The 17,120-nt window shown below is 69.3% G+C and carries 12 protein-coding genes and 1 pseudogene; 6 read left to right on the forward strand and 7 right to left on the reverse strand.

Annotated elements, in window-relative coordinates; all coding sequences use genetic code 11:
* Positions 1-258 precede the first annotated feature (258 nt).
* Positions 259-423 (forward strand): hypothetical protein, encoded by a 165-nt coding sequence (locus ACGFIZ_RS29135; RefSeq protein ID WP_393424796.1) that lies wholly within the window; start codon positions 259-261, stop codon positions 421-423.
* 218 nt (positions 424-641) lie between these two features.
* On the opposite strand, the gene ACGFIZ_RS29140 is transcribed toward ACGFIZ_RS29135, so the two are convergent.
* Positions 642-1,403 carry a recombinase family protein gene (locus ACGFIZ_RS29140; RefSeq protein ID WP_393424799.1) on the reverse strand — a complete coding sequence of 254 codons (762 nt, stop codon included), beginning with the start codon at positions 1,401-1,403 and terminating at the stop codon, positions 642-644.
* A gap of 165 nt (positions 1,404-1,568) precedes the next feature.
* The gene (locus ACGFIZ_RS29145; protein ID WP_393424802.1) at positions 1,569-2,498 is read right to left on the reverse strand and encodes a hypothetical protein; all 930 of its coding nucleotides are present in this window, start codon (positions 2,496-2,498) and stop codon (positions 1,569-1,571) included.
* Positions 2,499-2,618: 120 nt separating this feature from the next.
* Here ACGFIZ_RS29145 and ACGFIZ_RS29150 point away from each other — a divergent pair, with 120 nt between their 5' ends.
* The 3 genes from ACGFIZ_RS29150 to ACGFIZ_RS29160 all read left to right on the forward strand — a co-directional run bounded on the left by ACGFIZ_RS29150 (position 2,619) and on the right by ACGFIZ_RS29160 (position 5,619).
* Positions 2,619-3,725, forward strand: coding sequence for a hypothetical protein (locus tag ACGFIZ_RS29150; RefSeq protein WP_393424805.1), 1,107 nt, complete (start codon positions 2,619-2,621; stop codon positions 3,723-3,725).
* 252 nt (positions 3,726-3,977) lie between these two features.
* Positions 3,978-4,724, forward strand: a complete 747-nt coding sequence (locus ACGFIZ_RS29155) for a ParA family protein (RefSeq protein WP_393424808.1) — start codon at positions 3,978-3,980, stop codon at positions 4,722-4,724.
* Position 4,725: 1 nt separating this feature from the next.
* Positions 4,726-5,619 (forward strand): ParB/RepB/Spo0J family partition protein, encoded by an 894-nt coding sequence (locus tag ACGFIZ_RS29160; RefSeq protein WP_393424811.1) that lies wholly within the window; start codon positions 4,726-4,728, stop codon positions 5,617-5,619.
* Between the two features lie 61 nt (positions 5,620-5,680).
* On the opposite strand, the gene ACGFIZ_RS29165 is transcribed toward ACGFIZ_RS29160, so the two are convergent.
* Both ACGFIZ_RS29165 and ACGFIZ_RS29170 read right to left on the reverse strand, forming a co-directional pair.
* Positions 5,681-5,857: a hypothetical protein gene (locus ACGFIZ_RS29165; protein WP_393424814.1), complete on the reverse strand. Its 177-nt coding sequence runs from the start codon at positions 5,855-5,857 to the stop codon at positions 5,681-5,683.
* A gap of 105 nt (positions 5,858-5,962) precedes the next feature.
* Positions 5,963-6,895, reverse strand: coding sequence for a hypothetical protein (locus ACGFIZ_RS29170; protein WP_393424817.1), 933 nt, complete (start codon positions 6,893-6,895; stop codon positions 5,963-5,965).
* A gap of 140 nt (positions 6,896-7,035) precedes the next feature.
* On the opposite strand from ACGFIZ_RS29170, the gene ACGFIZ_RS29175 reads away from it, so the two are divergent.
* Positions 7,036-7,656, forward strand: a complete 621-nt coding sequence (locus tag ACGFIZ_RS29175; RefSeq protein WP_393424820.1) for a hypothetical protein — start codon at positions 7,036-7,038, stop codon at positions 7,654-7,656.
* A gap of 350 nt (positions 7,657-8,006) precedes the next feature.
* On the opposite strand, the gene ACGFIZ_RS29180 is transcribed toward ACGFIZ_RS29175, so the two are convergent.
* Positions 8,007-8,444, reverse strand: coding sequence for a hypothetical protein (locus ACGFIZ_RS29180; protein WP_393424823.1), 438 nt, complete (start codon positions 8,442-8,444; stop codon positions 8,007-8,009).
* Between the two features lie 327 nt (positions 8,445-8,771).
* Here ACGFIZ_RS29180 and ACGFIZ_RS29185 point away from each other — a divergent pair, with 327 nt between their 5' ends.
* The gene (locus ACGFIZ_RS29185) at positions 8,772-9,035 is read left to right on the forward strand and encodes a hypothetical protein (RefSeq protein ID WP_393424826.1); all 264 of its coding nucleotides are present in this window, start codon (positions 8,772-8,774) and stop codon (positions 9,033-9,035) included.
* An 884-nt stretch (positions 9,036-9,919) separates the two neighbouring features.
* Here ACGFIZ_RS29185 and ACGFIZ_RS29190 read toward each other — a convergent pair.
* Positions 9,920-10,243, reverse strand: a pseudogene (locus tag ACGFIZ_RS29190) (Tn3 family transposase); the annotation flags it as partial.
* 210 nt (positions 10,244-10,453) lie between these two features.
* On the reverse strand, positions 10,454-16,348 hold the full coding sequence (locus tag ACGFIZ_RS29195; protein WP_393424829.1) for a hypothetical protein: 5,895 nt from the start codon (positions 16,346-16,348) through the stop codon (positions 10,454-10,456).
* Positions 16,349-17,120: the final 772 nt, after the last annotated feature.

The following is a 17,120-nucleotide window of genomic DNA, read 5'->3' on the forward strand; positions in this document are numbered from 1 at the left end:
AACGACTCCACCACCGACCCCGGAGAACACCCCTTCTAACCCAGACCGAAAAGATCACGCCTCAACCGCGAAACACCACTCCCAGGGACTTGACCTCGTCAGGATCGGCTCGACGTGGCGTGCGCTGACGAATACCCGAAGCCTTGTCGGGACCTGGCACACTGAACACAGTTGCCCGTGGAGCGAGACATCCACCGGGCCTCGCGGGGGGGCCGCGCGCCGCATAGCGCGCGGGAGGAATCGACCTCGGAGGCTGCGGTGGGTATCCCCCACGAACTGGCTGAACTCGTCAACTTGGCTAACAGCTTGGTGCAGCTGATCGCTGCCAGCGTCGGTCTTGCTGCTGCCCTGGCTGTGCGGCGTCGGATGCGCGATTCTCGACAGAACGAGGACGGCAGGCGTGACAACGGCATGCCTGACTAGTTCAGGTTCGACCGGATTGCACGTCGAAGGGCCGGCCAGGCAGCGCCGTTCGGCCTTGCTGGCGACCTGCGGGCATCGGGCCGTACGGCACGCTTGTGGAGCTGGTTGCGGAACCCTTATTCACCTTTGCCGCGCGTCATTCACCTTTGCCGCGCGTCGTCGGCCACTGATGACCGAGCGACGGAGCGGCGTCTGCGGTCCGCCGCGCCTGGCTCCCCTTACGCGAGAGGTCCGGGTGTGGAGGTGAGCAACTGGTCGTGCTGGCCGGTGGTGGGCGGCACCGGGAGCTGCGGGGTGGGTCTGTTGGCGGGCCGGGGCGGGGTGAGTTTGGGTAGGGCCTTGTAGAGGGTGGTGCGGGAGACGCCGAGCAGTTTGGCGATGGAGGACATGGATCGGTCGGGCTCGGCGAGCAACTGGAGCGCGTAGGCGGTCTTCTCGGGGGTCATGGCGGGTGGGCGGCCGAGGCGTTGGCCGCGGGCGCGGGCGGCGGCGAGGCCTTCGTTGGTGTTGGCGGCGATGATGGTGCGGATGAACTCGGCCAGGGCGGCGAAGACGTGAAAGACGAACATGCCGCCGGCGGTTGTGGTGTCCAGCTTCTCGTGCAGGGACAGGAACCCCACGCCCTGGCGCTTGAGCCGGCCGACGATGCTGATGAGGTCTTCCAGGGAGCGGCCGAGCCGGTCAAGGGACACCACGGTCAGGGCGTCGCCGGGGCGGATGTAGTCGAACATCCGCTCCAGCTCCGGCCGGTTCGTGTTCTTGCCGGAGGCCTTGTCGAAGAAGCAGCGCACGCAACCGGCTGCGGTCAGCGCCGCCTCCTGCCGGGCGAGGTTCTGCTCTCGGGTCGAAACCCGACCGTAGCCGACGAGCACCCCGGACAGCGGGGCCGGCATGAGAAGGTCGCCCGGCGGGGGCGTGGGCGCGGGGGCGGTCATGCCGTTGATCCTGTCCGACAAACCCGTGGTCGTCTTGTTGGACACGCCGGCTTTCTGGACAGGTTTGTTGGACGGCACTGACCGGCCGATGTCCTGCTTTCTGATCTTGTTCGGGAAACGATCGATTGCTGGACACACGGCGAGCGGCCCGAATCTCCTTCGGGCCGCTCGCCGTGACTCGATTACGCGGAATCACCACGGTCGGTCAGGTCAGCACTCCCCGGTCAGGTCGGCCACGTACTCGAGCGCCGCGTTGCCGTCAGCGCGGGTGGTCCAGCCGTGGCAGACCACGCCGGCGTCGGCCAGCACGGTGGTGGCCCACTGGCACGCCTCGTCGACGCTGGCGGCGGGCAGCGCGTCATGGTCGGCGTGGGGCTTGTCGTCGGCCAGGAGCAGCCAGGCGTCGTCGACCGGGTCGTGCACCAGCCGCCATTCCCCCACTGGGCCCGTCCCGGCCGCCGCCGCGGTGAGATCGCCGGCGTGCACCGCGAGGTACGCCGGCCGGCCGGGCAGCAACTGCCCGTCGGTCCAGCCGGTGACCTCGATCCGGTGCCGCTCGGCCAACACCTCGGCCGCCCACGCCTGGGCGCCGTCGACGTCGTCGGGGTCGGTGAGGTGCTCCGCGCACGCGGCCGGCTTGTCGACCTCCAGGTCGTAGAACAGCAGCCAGCAGCAGGCGTCCTCGGCGTCGTAGGCCAGCGACACCCGCGCCGGCACCTCCGCGTCGACCTGGTCGACGGCGGTCTCGTCAGCGGGCGGCTCGATGGCGGCCAGGCGGGCCTGCTCCCACTCGGTCGGGGTGTAGCCGGCCTCCTCAACGAGGCGGTCCATCCACTCCTTGTCCCCCTCGTTCCAGGACCGGTAGGTACCGCGGGCCTGCACCTCGCGGCGGGCGATGCCGAGTGCGTGAGCGGCGTGTACCCGGGTCGGCCAGTCCGCTCGACGGACGTCCTCCCACCACCTGTAGTTGGGCAGGGCTGGGTCCGGGCCGACGCCGGCAGCGACCAGCCACCGGTGGGCGAGCTGAGCGCACTCGTTGCCCGGCGCCCACAACCAGGCGTCGACGATGTCCGCCGCCGACTTCGGCAACCTCGGCGCCCGAGCGGCCAGCACGGCAGCAGCCTCCGACCGGGCGGTCATGGCCCTCCGACGCTCTCGGTCGTCGGTGATCCGCTGTTGCTCGGCGGGGCTACGAGCGGCGGCCGTCGGGTGCCAGGATTCCCTTGCACCTGCCATCTGAGATGTTGAGGAACCAGGCGAATGTGGAACATTGCCGAGCGTCGAGGCGCGACGACCGTCGCCCTCACCACCGTCCAGGTCGCCCTGCTGCAAGTGATCTACGACGAGTTCCACGCCGGCACCGCCTGGCCGACGATGTACCAGGTCGACCGCGCGTTCATCAGGTTGAAGCGGCGCGGCGCCGCGAGCGCCGCCGCAGTGATGAGGGATTTGCCCGACGGGCTGCTGATGCGCAGCGGGATCCGGACGGACCCGGCCGCCCGCGACGAGGTGAAGCTGACGATCAGCGGCGTGGTGCGGTGCGCTGGCGGCGGCGCGGAGGACGCCGAGGCGTTTGTACGGGCCGTGCGCTGGTGCGCGCGACAGGAGCCGACCCGGGAACCGAAGGTCGGGGAGACCTCGGTGCAGGTGTACTGGCGGCAGGTGCGGCGGGCCATCCCGGTGGAGCTGCGGCCGGACCCGGGCAGCATGGACCGTCTGCACCTGCTGCTGACCGCGCACCACTGGGGGTGGGCGCAGGCCGGGCGGGCGCCGGACGGATCGGAGTGGACCCTTCACCTGGGGTCGGAGGTGCGGCGGTTCAGCAAGGTGCAGTCGGTGGAGGACTTCGTCGACGCGCGGGTCAGCTGGTGGGAGGAGGGCAATCAGCCCGTCCCCGTGACGAACACCTTCTTCGCGCCGAGCGAGGTGGCAATCACCGGGGCCGCGCAGCCCGAGGAGGCGCTGACCGCCGGCGCGTACATCAACCCGCTGGCTTTGGAGCAGCTTCGCGAGTGCGCGGGCACGGGCTGGGATACCACCAAGCTGGTGGCGCTGGCCGAGGAGCTGGACGCCTGCTGGCGGGCCGGGCATGTCTATGCGGCGCACACGGTGTTGCGGGCGCTTCTCGACCATGTGCCACCGTTGTTCGGCCAAAAGGGCTTCGCCGCCGTGGCGAGTAGTCACCCCTGGGAAAAAACGGACTCGAACTACCTGCGTCGGCTGAGCGCCTTCCGGGACCAGGCCGACGACGCTCTGCACCGTCAGATCTCCAAGAGGCCGGACCTGCTCATGCTGGACAACCTTCCGCCGGCCGCGGCGGTCAACGCTCTGCTGGGCGGCTGCGCGGCACAGCTCCAGCAGCCCTGACGGGCCCGGGGCCGCCAGCGATGCCGACCTCCGGCCACGTCGGTAGATGGCGGAGTCGAAGCGGCATCCGAGCCACCCCATCGCCGCGAACCTCCAAGCAGGAGGGCGAACGGACCCGTTAACCGCGGTTAATCAGGGGACGCGCCGGACTGAACCAGGTTTTCAGCTAGGCCCAGGTCAGCCCTAACATGGCGGGCATCCGAAGTACCGCGGCCCACGCTGGGCCAGGGAAGCACACGGAACGGAGCCCGTATGACTCAGGTGCATGTCATCGCCAACCAGAAAGGCGGCGTCGGTAAGACCACTCTCGCCGTGAACTTGGGGGCGGTGACCTACGACGTCTTGGTCAACCCGGAGCCGATCCTTCGGTCAACCGCTGAAGCTGTCGGCGACCCAGAGAGCCCGGTGATGGTTGCGTCCACGGACCCCCAAGCATCGTCGGTGTGGTGGTCGAGGCGCGTAGAGCAGCAAGGAGGAGGGCTGCCGTTCGACTTCGCTCAGGTCGACGACCCCCGCGACCTACGAAAGCTGCGGAACCTGCACTACGAACACATCTTCGTCGACACGCCGGGCTCACTGGAGGATGAGCGCATCCTCCAGGTCGCGCTCGATGAGTGCGATGACGTTCTCGTGCCAATGGTGCCGGAGCCGCTCTGCTACGACCCGACCACCAGAACTATCGAAGCGGTTATCGCGCCGCGCGGGATTCCGTACCGGGTGGTCGTCAACAGCTGGGACCCGCGGGACGGACTTCCCGACCTGCAGCAGACCGCGCAGTTCATTCAGCGCAAGGGCTGGCCCATGTGCAACACGGTCATCCGCCGGTACAAGCTGCACTCCCGAGCGTCCGCCGAGGGCATGGTGGTGACGCAGTACCCGCGGAACCGCGTGGCGATGGAAGCGCGCGAGGACTTCTTCCGCTTGGCGCTGGAGATGGGCTACGGCGGGGCAGCGCCAATCCCGTCACAGGCCGGCGCGCCAAACCTCCAGGAGGTCTGACGTGGCAGGGAAGCGAGTCAACCTGTCGGACCTCGCCACCGAGCCGGCGCTTCCTGAGGCACGTGTTCCGGCCTTTGCCGAGTCGGCGCCACGGACGGCTCGCGTGCAGCAGGTCGCGGCCAACCCACTGAACACCCGAGACCTTGACGCCGATCACGCGAAAATCGGGAGCATTGCGGACTCGATGCGCACGCACGGCCAGCTCCAGCCATGCGCGGTGGTATCCCGGGAAGCCTTCCTGCGTATCTACCCGGAGCACGAGGCTGCCATCGGCAGGGCAACCTGGGTTCAGGTCACCGGCGGCAGGCGTCGCGCCGCCGCGCTGCTGGCGAACCAGCCGACGTTGGACATCATCGTCAAGAACAGTCTGGCGGAGAGCCGGGAGGCTTGGGTCAGCGCCACCGCAGCCGAGAATCTCGACCGAGAGAACTTGGATCCGATCGAGGAGGCCCGGGCGATTCAGCTCTTGGTGCAGGAGTGCGGGACGGGCAAGGCCGCAGCCGAGCGGCTGTCCCGCACCCCGGCCTGGGTGACTCAACGGCTCAACCTGCTCAAGCTTGCGCCGGAGCTACAGGCTCTGCTGAGATCCGGCGAGGTGCCACTCCGAGACGTCCGAGACCTCCACCAACTCCCCCTCGCAGAGCAGCTTGAGGAACTGCGACAGCGACAGCAGCCCCCAGCCGAGCCGCCATTAACCGCGGTTAACCGAGCTCCCGCCACCTCTGAAACGCTGCCGAGTAGTGGCGCGACGAGCGAGCGGCGCCCGCGCAAATCTGCAGCAGCATCTGCCATCAGGCGCCTCGGCGGCACCCCTGACAAGGTCGCGGAATCACTACGAGCGGAGATGACGCCTGAGGATCTTCGAACCCTGGCGAACCTCCTACTAACCGAGTAGCAACGGCGACGAGTGTGGCCGGGACACCAGCGTGTCCCGGCCGCACAGATCGCCTGGAGCCCTACAGATTCGCCGAGATGACCGCGAAGGCGAGCGTCAGCTTCACCGCCAACTTCACCAGGACCTTGTAGGCGTCAGCGCGCTTCTTCTCGCTGCGCGACGCCACGGCGAAAGCCACGGCGAAGACGAACGACGCGCCCAGGGCCAGCATGTAGGCCACTTCGATCCACCCACGCACGGGTGCTCCTCCTCATCAGACGACAACGTCGGCGAGGAGAGGCGAAGCAACTTGCAACTTCCTGGCTTCCCTGCCCCCGATTATCCCGGCACGCCCTGCCCGTCGTCAGCAGCCAGAGGTCTTCGGCCCCCCATGCCGGGCGAGGATGCGCAGGATCTTGGTGGCCTGGGTCCGGTTGAGGCGGGCGGCGGCGTCGACGCCGCACAGCTCGTCAAGGGTGAGATGGTCGGGTCCGTGGGGTACTGCGGCGAGGATCGCGTCGACGCCCATGCCGGGGTCGTCGAGTTCGACGCGGTAGTGGATGTCGGCCCAGCTGGCGGGAATCGACCCTTCGGCAAAGATCGTGTACTTGACGTCCGGTCCCGCGACGGCGAGGGCTTCCAGGTCGGCGGTGGCCGTGTCCCAGCGGGCCTCTTCCTCTGGGGTCCACTTGCGGGTCATGCCACGCAGGCCGTCGCGGATCGCCTCCAGGTGGTCGTGCTCGGTCCAGTAGGCGTCGGCGACGCCCTGGATTTCCGCCTCAGCGGCGAGAGCGCCGGCAAGCGTGGCGCGCAACTGCTGCACGGCCCGCTGGTTCAGGACGGCGGTGTAGCCCAACGGGTACACCTCGGCAAGGTCCATGTCGTCCAGGACGCGGTAGCGGGCCTCCAGGGCCGCCTTGCGGACCGGGTCGGTGGCAGGCTCCGCCTCCAGACTGGTCAGCTCGGCATCGACCGCCTCCCGCTCGTCGCGCCGGACCTTCCGGCGCGCGTTGAGCGCCACGGTCGGGTCCGGCCCACCGAGCCAGGGGCCGGCCGCGTCTTCCCGGCTCCCGTACGCGGGGCCCCCGAGTCCCAGCCGCAGCGCCACCACGCCGGTCCGGTCCGTCACGGCCGCGACCCGGACGGTGCCGAAGTCACCAGTGACCTTGTCAGAGTCGATCAGTCTCTCACCTTCGTGCAGGTCCATCCGCCCGGCCAGCTTCAGCCGGTCCTTGCCCGCAGGCCGCCCGGTGGTGCTGGTCGACGTGACTGTGGTGGAGGTAGAGCCGTCGCCCATCGGGTTCTCCTTGCTCTCGCGAGGGCGCCGCCAGCCTCGGCGTTGCCGTAAGTCTGACTTTTCCCCAACTTGCTCCGCGCAGCGCGTCGGGCCCGGGTACCGGCCCAGTCCTGTCGGCCCCCGGGCATACCGTCCACGGGATGAGATACGAGTACGAGGCGGCGTGGGTCCCGTTCACCACGGACCGCACGATCGAGGACGCGGCCGCCGTCGCGATGAAGTGGGCCGAGCACGCTGCGGCTGAGCGAGGCCGTCCGGCGGTGTTGGTAACAGACCTGCTGGGCGAGTACCACGGCCGCAAGCTGTTCGACGGCTATCGGCGCGACGGCCGGCACGTCTCGCCGAGGTCGACGGCTCTGGCTGCGCGGCCAGGCGCGGTCATTGCCCACGCGCCCACGCCGAAGGCACTGGACCTGGCGATGCGACTGGCGCATGGAACAGCCTTGGCGGTCGTCGAGCATCCCGCGCCGCGCCGGCTGTTCGGCTGGGCCCGAATCGTGGGCGCTCGCGATCTACTCACCGGCGAGCCCGCGGCCGCCCTGGACCCGCAACTCGTCGAGCGCCTGGAGCACCTGATGTTCCTCGGCAACAACGGCTACGCCCGCGGTCCCGGCCAGACCAGCGCCCGCGCGGTGCTGCGGGAGCTGCACGCCGACGGACTGCTCGACCGCGACCTGGTCGTCAGCGCCCTCGCAGGGATGGGCGTCTCACCACGCAGCCAGGACGTCATCGCAGGGACCGTATTGCCCCCCGCACCGTAGCCAGGCGGCGGTGACCGAGGTCGGATCCCACCGGGCGCCGGGTTCGCCGGCGGGCAGCGCGAGGGCGGCGACGGAGGCTGCGATATGCGCGATCAGCGAGGGCTCCGGGCCGGCCGCCAGCGCCGGGGATGATGCCGGCGGCATCGCCTCGGGGATCGGCCCGGTCGGGATCAGGTGTCCGAGGCCGCGGCCGAGTCCGCCTCGGGGGCGCGGCGGGACGGCGCCGGCGGGGGTGGTCACGGGGTCGAGAGTAGAGCCCGGACGCTGGTGATAACCGCGATTATCACCATGGCGTGCCGGTGGCCTCGGCGGGGCGACCGGGCGATCACCCCGCCGAGACCGGTCGCGGCTTACCGGCCGTGCTCCGGGCCCGCTGTCACACTGATCAGACGCAGCAGCCGGCGCACGTTCGGCGCGATGAGGTAGCCGGTGGCGACGAGCAGCCCGAGCATCTGGCTGGAGTGGAGCCACCACTGCGGCTCCCCCCACCCGGAGGTGCCCATGCCGTACCCGGCGTGCGCCCCCAGGGTCACGAACGCCGTCGCCAGCGCCCTGTTCCGCTGGCGGAGGTGCCGCCGAAGGATCTCGACGTGAGTGTCGGGGCGGGCTCCGGCGCGCTTGAGTTCGCTTTCCAGTTGCGCGATCCGGCGGTTCGCCCGGTCCAGCTCGGCGGAGAGGCCGGTGGCCCGGGTGCGGGAGTGGTTGTTCTCGTCGGCCGAGATGCTCGGCACCTCGTGCGACAGGTCGGTGACCCGGACGGGCCGGTTGCCGCTGTTCCTGCGGGGCATAGGGGTCCTCGTTGTCTCTAGGGCTCCGGCCCCCGCAGGGGGCCGGAGACATGACGAAGGGTTGCCATCCGTCGCACAGAATACGTGAGCAGCACGCACGACGTACACACGACCTCAATCAACCATCCGTACATGTGACGAGCTTCACTCGCACCTGGGGCGTGATCGAACTGCCCTTTGCCTTGCAGCCAACTGCCTGATGTGCGCATACTGTCTGGGCATCACGCGCACACCGGTGCGCGGGCCCGCGTAATGCGCGAATGCGCGGGCTTGCGCGCATCCGTTGAGCGGAAGCTCGCTGAGCGGAGAATTCGAGGAGAGGAAGCTATGACCAGGGGCTCGGCAGCAGTCACAGACGTCGCGTCGTCGACGCGCGGGGGTGGTTCGCACGAGCGTGTCACCGTCAACCTCACCGAAAAGACCGCACGCGCACTTGCCGAAGCGGTCGAGATCACCAGCGACAGCAAGACGGACGCCATCAACAAGGCGCTACAGATGTACGCACTGCTCCAACGCGTCCAAGAGGCAGGCGGGGCGATCTATCTGCGAGAGAAGGACGGCGCCGAAATCGAACGCCTCCGCATGCTTTGACCTCTCGCGGGCAAAGCTATGTCCCAAGGGGCCATTGACCGGATCAAGCCGGTCCAGCCCAGCCTTGGGAGGGGTTCACGTCACACCAGGAGTGTTGACCATGAGCTGCGGAAACTGTCCGACGATCATTCCTAGGGCTGGGTTGCCATCCACATCCCGGGCTGGGCTTCTCGTGCCGGACGGGCTCCGCGCCGCCGTGTCTATGTCTGGCCATAACAGACGTAGACACGGCGGCACCCACGAGTGAACCCCGAGAGCAGGCACAAGGAAAGCGCCAACGAGTCGTGTATCTGACTCATCGTTCACCTGATCCTCGCCGGGCCGTCGCGATCTTTTGAGATCCCTCGCGGAACGGAGCAGTTCAAGCAGGGTTTTCCTTGTATGCCTGGGCGACAAGCGGTGTGCGGGGGTAGGGCGAACTAATCCACATGCAGCCTGCCGCCGCCCTTTCGTGGATCAAACGCTTCCGGGCCGCTGATGGCGCCGGTGGCGACTTGACAACCGGCCCACTGGCATTCCGTGGAATCGTTGCCGCGCTTGGCCAGGACTCGCCGCCGTTCGTTCACCGTTGGTCACCCGGATCGCCGCCAACAGGCGGCCGTGTGACCGCGCGCGGCGTCCGAGTGGCGCTACCCACCCGGGTTCCGCAGCTTGTAGTTAAACGATCATCGGGATCTGCGTGGAGAGCAGCGAAGATAGGCGTGCGTCGCCGAAAGGTCGTGTGCCTACGCGTTCTTGCCGTTGTCTGATCTTGGCTAGCGGGGGTCGAACGCGGTGACCCGGGCTGGTGGTTGGACGGAAAGCGCCTGGTAGATGGCCTTGTGTTCGGGTCGCAGTGGGGTGGTCTGCACGACGGTGCCGGCGGGTCCGGCGAGGGTGACCTGGCTGATTCGCCCGAGTAGCAGGCCGCCAGCCCGCGGATAGCGGGCGAGGAAGTCGGCGTTCGGCCCGGTCCGATAGAGGGTGATCTTTCCCAGGTCGCGGATGCGCGGGGAGAGCTGCTTGCCGACCAGGTCGAACAGGGCGAAGTTGGCCAGGGTCGCGCCGTGGGTGTCGGTGGCGTGCTCGAACACGGGTAGGTCGGTCTCGTTGCCCAGCAGCCCGTCGAGCACGTAGTGCGACTCCGGCGCGGTCGCCACGATGACCTTCGTGTCGAAGGTGGAGTGCTGGTCGGAGACGTGGGTGTAGGTGGAGACGCCCCGGCCCCGGCCTCCCCTGTCTGTCGGTGTCCAGGGATACCCCTTCGGGGAGTTTGAGCGTCTTCAGGTATTCGCGGAGGGTGGCGGGCCCGTCCTCACTGGGCCGCCAAGTGAGCACGTGATCTGGTGGTGGGGGCAGCAGCGGCGGCGCCAGACGCTCGACCCCGCGCCCTAAAGATCAACTAAATGATCCCCGGTGACATGAGCATTAGGAAAACCTCATGTCCGGCCCTGCCAGGTGGCCCAGGCGCCGGGGTTCCCGCTGTCGTCGTCGGGCTGATTGTCGATGGGCGGCTGGTCGAAGTCGGTGGACATCCCAGCACCGTGGGCGGTCATATCAATGTCGGGATTCGGCCACGCCGGTCCCGCCCACCCCGCCCACCCCGCCTGCCAGGACGATGCCGTGGGGACGTCCCGGTCGCCCAGCGGCCCGGGCAGCCCGAGCAGACCCGTGCCCGCCGGCGGGGCAGGTACCGACCCGGACATCGGCAACTGAGATGCCGGTTCCTGTACGCCCGGTCCGGGCGGCAACGACTGCGTCCCTGAGAACTGGCTGGACTGGTCGCCGCTGGACTGCGGCCACCATGTCGGGCCGGGCGGGGCCTGCGGCAGGGGCGGACCCGGATCGGTCACCCTGTACCGCGCCGCCACGCGACCGCGTTTTTCCTGGTCCAGCCACAGCAGACGACGGTTGCGCAATGCCACGATCCGGCCACGCACCGTCGGCCGCGCTGTGCGTGTCGCATCGGCGAGGGCTGGCTCGCTGGCGGTGATGAGCCCGTCGCCGTCCAACTGGTCGATCAGGGCGTTCCACAACTCCCGCAGCGGCTGCTCCTCCAGCCGCGTTGTGGTGGTGATGTGGCCGATGTGCTGCTCGAACAGCGTCCGGGCATCATCCCGGTCGAGCACCCACTGTCTGCCCTCAGGAGGGTCCGGCAATGCTTGCCGGGGCGGATCCGGAACGGTCACCTTGTACCGACTCGCCTCGCCACCGCGTGTTCCCTGGTCCAGCTCCAGCAGGCGGTGGGCGCGCAATACCCCGATCCGCTTATTCACCGTCTGCTGCACTGTGCCTGTCGCCTCGGCGAGGGTTGACTCGCTGGCGGTGATGAACCCGCCCTCGTCCATACGGCGGATCAGGGCGTCCCACAACTCCCGCAGCGGCTGCTCCCGGTACTGCGTTGTGGCGGTGATGTGACCGATGTGCTGGTTGAACAGCGTCCAGGCCCCATCCGGGTCGCGCACCCACTGGAGGCCCGCAGTGGGTTGGGGTTGGGGTTGGGGTTGGTCGGGGTGGAGTGGGGCGGGGGTGGGTGGCTCGTCGGCCGGGTGATGGAGGGTGTCGCCGGCGTGGAGAGTGCCGGCGTCGGTGCGGGTCACCGCTGGGGAGGGTGCGGGGTATGGTTCCCAGTCCATCTCCGTCCCCGGGTAGATGGCCCAGTCGCCGAGGTTCCCGCCGTCGTCGGGCTGATTGTTGATGTGCTGCTGGCCGGGGTCGGTGGACATCCCAGCACCGTGCCAGGTAGTCACATCAATGCCGGGATTCAGCCACCCCTCCGGCCAGGACGACGCGGCCGGCCCCTCCGGCCAGAACGATGCCGTGGAGGCGCCCCGGGGGTCGTCCAGCAGCCCGGGCAGCCCAGGCAGACCCGCGACCGCTGGCGGGGCAGGTACCGACCCGGACATCGGCAACTGAGATGCCGGATCCTGTACGCCCGGTCCGGGCGGCAACGACTGCATCCCTGGCAACTGGCTGGGCTGGTCACCGCTGGACCGCGACCACCATGTCGGGTCGGGCAGGGCCTGCGGCAGGGACAGATCCACCGGTTGCGGCCCGGGGTAGAGTCCCGTGCCCACGGCCGTGGGCAGGCCGCCCCACGCCGAATCGAGCGGATCAAGCGGATCGAGCGGACCGGCTGGGTCTGGCTCCGCCGGTTCCGCCCACCCCTCCGGCCAGAACGATGCCGTGGAGGCGCCCGGGTCGTTTAGCGGCCCGGGCAGCAAGCACCGGTACCTGCCCCGCCGGCGGGCACGGGTCTGCCTGGGCTGGGGCGGACCCGGATCGGTCACCCCGTACTGCGCCGCCATGCGACCGTGTCGTTCCTCGACCGGATGCAGCAGACGACGGGCGCGCAATGCCTTGATCCCCCGATGCACCGTCGTCTTCCCTGTGCCTGTCTCCGTGGCGAGGGTTGACATGCTGGCGGTGATGATCCCATTGTCGTTCATCTCGCGGATCAGGGCGTTCCACAACGGCCGCAATCTGGTGTCGTGGCCGACGTGCTGTTCGAACAGGGTCCAGGCATCATTCTGGTTGCGCACCCACTGGCAGCCCTCAGGAGGGGCCGGCAATGCTTGCCGGGTACCCGGATCGGTCACCTTGTACCGACTCGCCTCGCGACCGCGTGCTCCCTGGTCCAGCTCCAGCAGGCGATGGGCGCGCAATGCCACGATCCGGGCATTCACCGTCGCCTGCACTGTGCCCGTCTCACCGGCGAGGGCTTCCTCGCTGACGGTGATGTACCCCTCGCCGTCCATACTGTTGATCAGGACGTCCCACAACTGCCGCAGCGGCTGCTCCTGGTGCTGCGTTGTGGTGGTGATGTGGCCGATGTGCTGGTTGAACAGCGTCCAGGCCCCATCCGGGTCGCGCACCTGGGGGTTCGCAGTGGGTTGGGGTTGGGGTTGGTCGGGGCCGTTTTCCGTTGGATCGGGCGACTGCCCGTCTGAGGTGGAGCCGGCCCACCGGTGTTGACCGCCAGCGGCGGTGAAGTCCTGCTGGTCCGGCCAGCTCACGCCGGGTTCCTGACCGTTCTCGACGATGTCCGCGGTCCGTACCGCCTCCACCAGATCCGGTCCGAACAACTCCACCGAACCGTCCGAGAACAACACGGACCGCACCGGCTCGTCCGCGTGTGGCCGCAGCTCGCCGGGTATCTGGTCTACCTCGTGTGTGGACGACATCAGCCGCCGGGCGCGCAGTTGGGTGCGCAGCCATTCACCGAAGGAGGTGGCCTGTCCCGGTCCCTGCCATGCCGCGTCGCACCAGACGAGCATGATGTCGGGTGTGTCGCCGCCTTGCTGTTGCGCCTGCGCGACGGCGTGTTGCCAGGCGGGCGAGGCGGTGAGCGTCCGTAGGAACAGGGCTTGGCGTACCGGATCGTGGGCCAGCCGTTCGGCCAGGTTCCGGTGCCCGGCGATGGTGAACCATCCCTGCACCCACGGTAGCGCCTGTGCCGCCGTGTGGTCCGCCGCCGCCGTGTCCAGATCCGCCATGGCCGGGTCGGCGAAGTACACGCCGCTGAACGTGTCCGCCATGGCGATGTCCCTGGCTGCCTCGAACAGTTGGGGCAGGACCTCGTCCGGCGAGGCCGCCTGGATACCGATGTCCGCGGCGAGCCGGCGCAGCTGGGCGTCGGTGGCATGGCCGTGGCCGCCGCTGGCGAGATTGTGGATTCGTTCCGCGGCCGGCCCGTGGGCAGCGGCGAGCCCGAGATCGGCCGGGCTGCTGCTGCCGGCCGGGCCGGACGCAGCGCCCGGCCGGGATGCCGTACCTGAGTCCACCGCGGACCCGATCGCCGCGGCGGCCGGCCCCGTTGCCGCGACGGCCGGCTCGCCGAGACTGCCAGAGTCGGCACTGATCGGTTCGTCCGGTGAGGAGAGGGCACTGGACGTGACGGTGTCGGTGGAGCTGCTGTCGCCGCTGAACACGTCGTCGCTGAAGACGGACATGGCACTGTCCGACATCCTGTCGCTGGTGCGGTCCTGGTGCGGCGTGCCGTCGATGTCGGGGGCAGCGCCACCCGGCACCGTACTGCGGGCGCCGGCCGCATCCGGCGTGCCCGACGCGCCCGGCGTGCTGGCCGTACCCGAAGTGCCCGGCATGCTGGGCGTGCTGGGCGCAGCCGGCGTGCCGGGGGTGGCGGGCGCGGCGCTGCCGGCGGCCTGCGCGAGTACCTGGTGGTATTCCTTGACCCAGTCTTCTTGGAATGATCTGACGAGGGTGCCGTGGTTGGCCGGGTCGACGCCGTAGTACCGGTGGGCCAGGGCGGCGAACTGCTTTACTGCCAGCCTGTTCGCTGCTGCGGTGTGCTGCTCGGGAGTCACCGGCACCGGCGGCGCGTCGGCACGCCGGTGTGCCGGGATGTCCGCCGGGGACGCGACGGTGTGCGCTGCGGTGGTGTCGGGAATGGCCGCGGCCGTGAAACGGGCGGGCAGGTCGGTGACCGTCTGCCGGACCGCGTTCGCCACGGCGTTGACCTGCGCGGCGTCGGGACTGGCCACCACAGCGGGCAGTGCGGAGGTATCGAGGATCGCATCGAGGATTCGGTCCATCCGGTTCCGCACGGCGCTCTTGACCGCCTCGATCGCGGCGGCGGACGGCACCGCCGCCCCGGCGCCTGCCGGCACGCCGGCACCTGTCGGCGTGCCAACGGCCCACGACGTGCCAGCGGCCGTCGGTAGGCCGGCGGCGAGGTACCGGTCGATGTGGTGTTCGGCGGCCAGGTGCGCGATCTCGCGCAGCGCCTCCAGGTCGAACGCCGCCGGCAGCACGTCGATCACCTGCTCCGACCACACCTCGGCCGGGATCTGCTCACCCGCGGACGCCAACGCCTCGGCCATCCGGGCCACCGCCCGCTCCCGGACACCCGTCAGATACTCCTCGGTGAGCGCGGTACCGGGCAGACCGACCGCGGACAGGAAAGCCGCAACAGTCGGATCACCCTGCCGGGCGTCGACCCACCCGGCGAAAACCCGCTCGATCGGCACGGCAAGCGCGGCCATGCTCTTGCCCGCCCGAGCCACCCCGGCCAACAGCCCACCGTAGCGGTCCACCAGATCCTGCTGGAACCGATACCACTGCTCGACCACCGGCGCACCAGCTGCCACGACCCACTGCGGCGCCGGCGCAGCCGGCACCGACAGCGACGACCACGACGGCACCCACGTCGGCATGGGCAGGTTCAGCTTCGGCACGGGCATGTTCACTGCCGGCAGCGGCGGCGGGGTGGGCGGCGGCGTGGGCGGCGCGGCCTGCCCGCCGGTACCCGCAGCCTTCGGATCGCCGACCCCGCTCTGGTAGCCCGCGGACGTGTCCCCACCAACCGGCCTCGGCCCCACCGGCAGGACCGGCCTACCGTCCGGCGTGAAATCGGCACGAGGCACCTGCACCCGGGGCTGCGTCACGGCCCGACCGGCAGCGAACCCGGCCGCGGCCCCGACCGTGCCCGCGACCGATCCCGCTGCCCCCGAAAACGCCCCGGAAGTAGCATCCGCACCGACATTGTCGAGGTTGACGTGCCCCGTCACCATCCCCTCGGCGCCGATACCGAAGATCACCTCCCCGCCGGTCTCCAACACGGGCCGCGTCAGCACGTCGACCAACAGAGGACGAATGGCATCCGGCACGCCGAGCTTGCTGACACCGGCGGCGACAGCGCCAGCGACCTTACCCATCGCCGGCCCCGCCACCGTGCTCAGGAACGCCACCGACCCCGCGAACGCCGCCTGCTTACCGACCGCCGACCAGTTCACCCCGGACTGCAGACCGTCAGTCATCATCGACACCTCGGCCAGCAGCGCAGAACCCGGCATGAACAACATCTGCACAGCCGTGCCGCTCGCCGCCGACCGGACCGCCGCCGAACGCAGAACCGCCTGGATGATCGACCGTGTCTGGGCGACGTGTGCCGCCGCCCCCACCGGATTCCAGAACCACATCGCGGCGGCGGCGGCGAACTCGGCCTGCATGAAGCTGAACATGGCCACCGCCGTACGCTTGCCGGTCTCCGTCTCGAGGAAGAACTTCTTCTCCGCCTCGATCACGGCGAGCAGCAGGTCGGCCGTCTCAGCCATCTTCCTCACGAACGGAACGGTCTGGGCCACGAACCGGTCGAAGACCTCGCCCTCCCCCGCCTCCCGGACCGCCTTGATCGTCTGCTCCAGCATCGGACCAAGCACCGTACGCACCCGATGCTCCAGCACTTCGGCCGTGCCGATGTCCTGCCACAACAACGGCAGCTTCGTCCGGGACAACTTGAGCCCGGTGAAGCCTTCCAAAACCCGCATCGCGCTCTCGTCGAGCTCAACGGTCGGAACGGCGGCGGCCAACACGCAACGCTCCTTCCCCGCCCCGAATCAGGGCACCCAGTGCGGATCAGTCAGCCGCGCAGGCCGCCACCCCAGCCCCCGACCACTTCGTCGGCGATGATCTCGGCGCTGTCCCCCACCCGGCGGCCGAGACCCCCAACTCCTCGCCCTGCAACCCGACCGACGCCTCCACCGCCACCCAAGGTGTTGATCACCGAGAGCTACGCACCCGTCACCGTAAAGCGACGGTAGTCGACATCGGCGACACGAGCCACCCCCACCCACACGTGAACCACCACACATCCAGGCGCACGGCACGGGCGAACAAGACCAGCCACGACGGCTCGCGCAGACACACCACCAGATCCAGCCGGCCCGGCAGCAACGCCCAGCGCTCGACGAAACCATCAGTGTCCAGAGGCGACCGACCCACCAGCGATCATCCTGACCACCCTCAGAGCCGCCGGTCGGGGCGCCGATCCGCATCAGCTACGCCCGCTGCTCCACCACCGGCCAGGACCTGACCAGCCAGCTCGTGCTCCAAACCCCAGCACCAGTCGTCGCCCAGGCCCTCAACTTCCACCACCACACCACCCAACGGCACCACGCCGCCGCCGGCGGCACTCGGAACCGCTACAGCCCAACCCGCAACACACCGTGACTGGCAAGCGGTGAATACAAGACGATTGGATTACCACACCCTGCCAGTCGGGCGGGCCAGTTCGTTGCGCCCACTCCGGCCCCCACTGTGCGGGGCCGGAGCGGCATCCGTTGACTGCGGGGCAGGTGGCCGTGG

This window comes from Micromonospora sp. NPDC048830, assembly GCF_043198215.1.
In the GTDB taxonomy this organism is placed as follows: domain Bacteria; phylum Actinomycetota; class Actinomycetes; order Mycobacteriales; family Micromonosporaceae; genus Micromonospora.

What these genes read in the sequence shown, in the direction of transcription:
- ACGFIZ_RS29145 (WP_393424802.1), bottom strand. Translation starts at nt 2,498, where the DNA reads ATGACCGCCCGGTCGGAGGCTGCTGCCGTGCTGGCCGCTCGGGCGCCG.
- ACGFIZ_RS29150 (WP_393424805.1), top strand. Translation starts at nt 2,619, where the DNA reads ATGTGGAACATTGCCGAGCGTCGAGGCGCGACGACCGTCGCCCTCACC.
- ACGFIZ_RS29155 (WP_393424808.1), top strand. Translation starts at nt 3,978, where the DNA reads ATGACTCAGGTGCATGTCATCGCCAACCAGAAAGGCGGCGTCGGTAAG.
- ACGFIZ_RS29170 (WP_393424817.1), bottom strand. Translation starts at nt 6,895, where the DNA reads ATGGGCGACGGCTCTACCTCCACCACAGTCACGTCGACCAGCACCACC.
- ACGFIZ_RS29175 (WP_393424820.1), top strand. Translation starts at nt 7,036, where the DNA reads ATGAGATACGAGTACGAGGCGGCGTGGGTCCCGTTCACCACGGACCGC.
- ACGFIZ_RS29180 (WP_393424823.1), bottom strand. Translation starts at nt 8,444, where the DNA reads ATGCCCCGCAGGAACAGCGGCAACCGGCCCGTCCGGGTCACCGACCTG.
- ACGFIZ_RS29185 (WP_393424826.1), top strand. Translation starts at nt 8,772, where the DNA reads ATGACCAGGGGCTCGGCAGCAGTCACAGACGTCGCGTCGTCGACGCGC.